At 78.7% G+C, this 3,447-nt stretch carries 3 protein-coding genes; 2 read left to right on the forward strand and 1 reads right to left on the reverse strand.

The genetic code is table 11. The annotated features are described in order from the left end of the window. Positions 1-981 (reverse strand): sigma-70 family RNA polymerase sigma factor (locus CS2_RS17920; protein ID WP_156442210.1); only part of this gene is annotated, 981 nt, incomplete at its 3' end. Positions 982-1,198: 217 nt separating this feature from the next. Here CS2_RS17920 and CS2_RS17925 point away from each other — a divergent pair. Both CS2_RS17925 and CS2_RS17930 read left to right on the forward strand, forming a co-directional pair. Next, positions 1,199-2,296: a GGDEF domain-containing protein gene (locus CS2_RS17925; protein WP_174524321.1), complete on the forward strand. Its 1,098-nt coding sequence runs from the start codon at positions 1,199-1,201 to the stop codon at positions 2,294-2,296. Positions 2,297-2,416: 120 nt separating this feature from the next. Further along, positions 2,417-3,166 (forward strand): phosphotransferase, encoded by a 750-nt coding sequence (locus CS2_RS17930; RefSeq protein WP_070320987.1) that lies wholly within the window; start codon positions 2,417-2,419, stop codon positions 3,164-3,166. The last annotated feature ends 281 nt before the right edge of the window (positions 3,167-3,447 follow it).

Genomic DNA, 3,447 nt, shown 5'->3' on the forward strand with positions numbered 1-3,447 from the left:
GCCCGTCCCGCCGACCGCCGAGCCCCCGGCCGCCGCACCCGTGCCGCCCGCACCGCCGGCACCGCCCGCCGAGGACGTCCCGGCGGAGGACCCGCCGGCCGCCGTCCCGCCCGTCGCCCCGGCGCCCGCGCCCTGCCCCAGCGCCGCCGCACCCGCGGCCAGGCCGCCGCCGACCGGGAACGGGTGCGCGAGCGCGCCGAGCCCCAGGAGCCCCAGCACGAGCGGCGCCACGACGGCGCGCATGCCGTGGTTCACGTCCCCGAGCTCGAGGACGAGCGCACGGCACTCGCCGCACGCGTCGAGGTGCTGCTCGACCGTGCGCGTGTCGCGCGCACCGAGGCCGCCGCGCACGTACGCGCCGAGCTTGCCGGACGCGCCGCGGCAGCCGTCGTCGAGCGGGTCCTGCAGGTGCATCTGCAGGTACGCCTGGCGCAGGCCCTCGCGTGCCCGGTAGGCCAGCGCGGCCGCGCTGTTGGCGCTCAGGCCGAGCAGCGGCGCGATCTGCGCGGGCGTCAGGCCCTCGACCTCGCTGTGCCACAGCACGGCCTGCCAGCGCTCGGGCAGCGAGCGGAACGCGCGCGCCACGACGCCGCGCTCGAACCCGGCGAGCGTCGGCTCCTCGGCGGCCTCCACGGGGGTCGACGCGGTCTCGAGCGTCGCGACGTCGTCGGTCGGCTGCGTGCGCCGGCCCGCCGTGCGGTGCACCGCGGCGACGCGACGCACGACCGTGAAGAGGTAGGCACGGAACGCGACCTCGGGCCCGCCGCCGCGCAGGATCGCGCGGTGCACGTTCGCGAACGCGTCGGCCACCACGTCCTCGGCGTCCGCCGGGCCGTCCGTGTACTGCCGCGCGACCACGAGCGCGGCGCCCGCGTGCCGCTCGTACAGGTGCCCGAACGCCTGCGCGTCCCCCGCCCGGGTGGCGCGCAGCAGCGCGGCGTCATCCTCGATGACCCCGTCGACCTCCGTGCCTGCAGCCACGCGTCTTCCCGTCAGGTCCTCGTCCGCACGATCCCGCCTCGACAGGGTGCCATATCAGACCGAAGGGATGAACGGTGCGTCGAGCCCCAGGAACCGCAGTCGGGACGTCTCCGCCCAGGTCGGGACGCACGCGACCTTCCGGGCACCGCCACGAACGAGTGGGTGAAAACCACCCGGACCGCCGTCATGACCCGTGTGCAACGCACTCTCACCCGGTGTGACGACCGACTTCGGCAACGACGGGCGCGCCCTCCCCGCAGGGCTGCGCGAGCGGTGGCGCCACGAGAGCGTCACGTCGGTCTGGCGTCGACCGTCCGACTGGTATCACCCCGCGGTCGACGCGCTCGCCGCGGCGGTGCTCGACCACGGAGACCCGACGGCCGCTGCGCGGGACCTGGGGCGGGCGCGCGGCGAGCACGGCGTGGGCGTGGGCGAGGCGCTCGACGACCTCGTGTGCCTGTACCGCTCGACGGGCGTCCCCGCGCCCCCGGTCGACGCCGTGCGCGCGCTGACCGAGGGCTGGTCGGACGCGCAGGCCGCGCTGCTCGTGACGGGTGCGTGCACCGACCCCGAGACGGGCCTGCCGACGCGGCAGTACCTCGCCGTCCGGCTCGAGGAGGCGTACCTGGACGCCGTGCGGCACGGCCTCGACCCGGCCGCCGCGCACGGCCTCGTGCTGGTCGACGTCGCCGCGGGCCACGTCACGGGCCTGCTGCGGGCGGCGCGGTCGGCGGCGGTCGGCGCCGCGCTGCGCGACGCGTTCGGCGCCGGGCACCCCGCGGCGACGCTCGGCGGCGGCGTGTTCGCGGTGCTGACGCGCGCGGGCGACGACACCGACGCGCGCATCGCGGTGCTGCGGGCGGAGGTCGCGCGGCGCTGCGAGGACGTCGACGTCCGGGTGTCGACGCGCCAGCCCGTGCGGGTGTGGGTCGAGCCGCTGCCCGCGACGCACGCGGCCGCCGCGCAACGGCTCGCGCAGCTCGCGCGCCCCGAGCCGTGGGTGGGCATCCCCCGGCCCGCGCCGCCGTCCGTGCCGCGCGACCACGCGTTGCACGACGAGCCGGGTGGCCCGACCACCGGACCGCAGCCCTCCGCGTCCGCCGGTCCGCCGCGCCACCCGGGCGGGTTCGGCCTCGCGGGGCCCGGGTCGGCGCTGCCGCCCGGCCTGCTCGCGGCGCTGTGGCCCGACGGGCCGCCCGTGCGCGACACCCCGCCCGCACCCGCGGCCCCTGACGACGACGCGCGCGACCGCGCGGCGCCCGACGACCCACGCGACCGCGGGACGCCCGACGACCCCGCGACGACGACCGACTGACCGGACCGACCGACCGCGCGGACCGCATCCGAAGCCGCGTCGCACGCCCGCGCGCCCGGGCGCGGACGGACCTCACCCGTCGCCGCGACAGTGCCCGGGCGCGGCGCTACGGTCGACGGTATGCCTCCCGCCGACGTGCTCCCGCCCGAGTCGGAGGTGCCCGCGGACGACCCCGGACCGCTGCTGACGTCCGGGACGTCGGCGGACGTCTACGCGCTCGACGACGCCCGCGTGCTGCGCCGGTACCGCGAGGGCCGCGACGCGACCCCCGAGGTCGCGCTGCTGCAGCACGTGACCGCGCACGGCTTCCCGGCGCCGGCGGTGCTCGGCGCGTCCGGCTCGGACATCGTCATGGAGCGTGTGCACGGGCCGACGCTGCTGCAGGCGCTCGGTGCGGGCGAGGTGTCGATCTCCGACGCGGCGCGCGTGCTGGCCGACCTGCACGCGCGGCTGCACGCGATCCCCGCGCCGCCCGCGTGGGTCGCGCCGTCGGACCGCGACTGGCCGGTGCTGACCGGCGGGCCCGTGGTCGTGCACCTGGGGCTGCACCCCGGCAACGTGATCCTCGCCGAGCCCGGCCCCGCGCTCGTCGACTGGGCGACCGCGCGCTCCGGGACGCCCGAGCTCGACGTCGCGGTGACGGCGGTGATGCTCGCGGAGGTCGCGGTCGACGCGGGTGGCGACTACTCGCAGGCGGCGCGCGCGCTGCTCGCGGCGTTCCTGCACGCGTCCGACGTGTCGCCGCTGGCGGCGCTCGACGACGCGTCGGCGATGCGTGCGGTCGACCCGGCGCTCGTCCCGGGCGAGCGCGAGCTGGTCCCCGACGCCGCGGGGCTGGTGCGCACGCTGCTGGAGCTCACGGCCGGCTGACCCGGGGCGGCCGTGCGGCGTTCCGGCTGCCCAGCGGCCGCAACGACGCGCACCGACGTCGACAGCACCGGCACCGACGCCGCCGACGAGCACGGCGGATCCCCGACCCGCGCGCCCGGGGCCCCTGCACGACGACGGCCGCACCCCGGCGAGTCGGGGTGCGGCCGTCGGGCCCGGGGGCCGGCGCCTCAGCGCGCGGCGAAGGTGAGGCAGTCGGCGACGTCGTGCCCGGCGCCGATCCGCACCGCGGGGGCGCCGCACTCGAGGTGCTCGTTGTGGGT

It is taken from the genome of Cellulomonas iranensis NBRC 101100 = JCM 18110 (assembly GCF_001552375.1).
Taxonomy (GTDB): Bacteria; Actinomycetota; Actinomycetes; order Actinomycetales; family Cellulomonadaceae; genus Cellulomonas; species Cellulomonas iranensis.

Coding starts and splice junctions, on each gene's coding strand:
- CS2_RS17930 (WP_070320987.1), top strand. CDS start 2,417: ATGCCTCCCGCCGACGTGCTCCCGCCCGAGTCGGAGGTGCCCGCGGAC.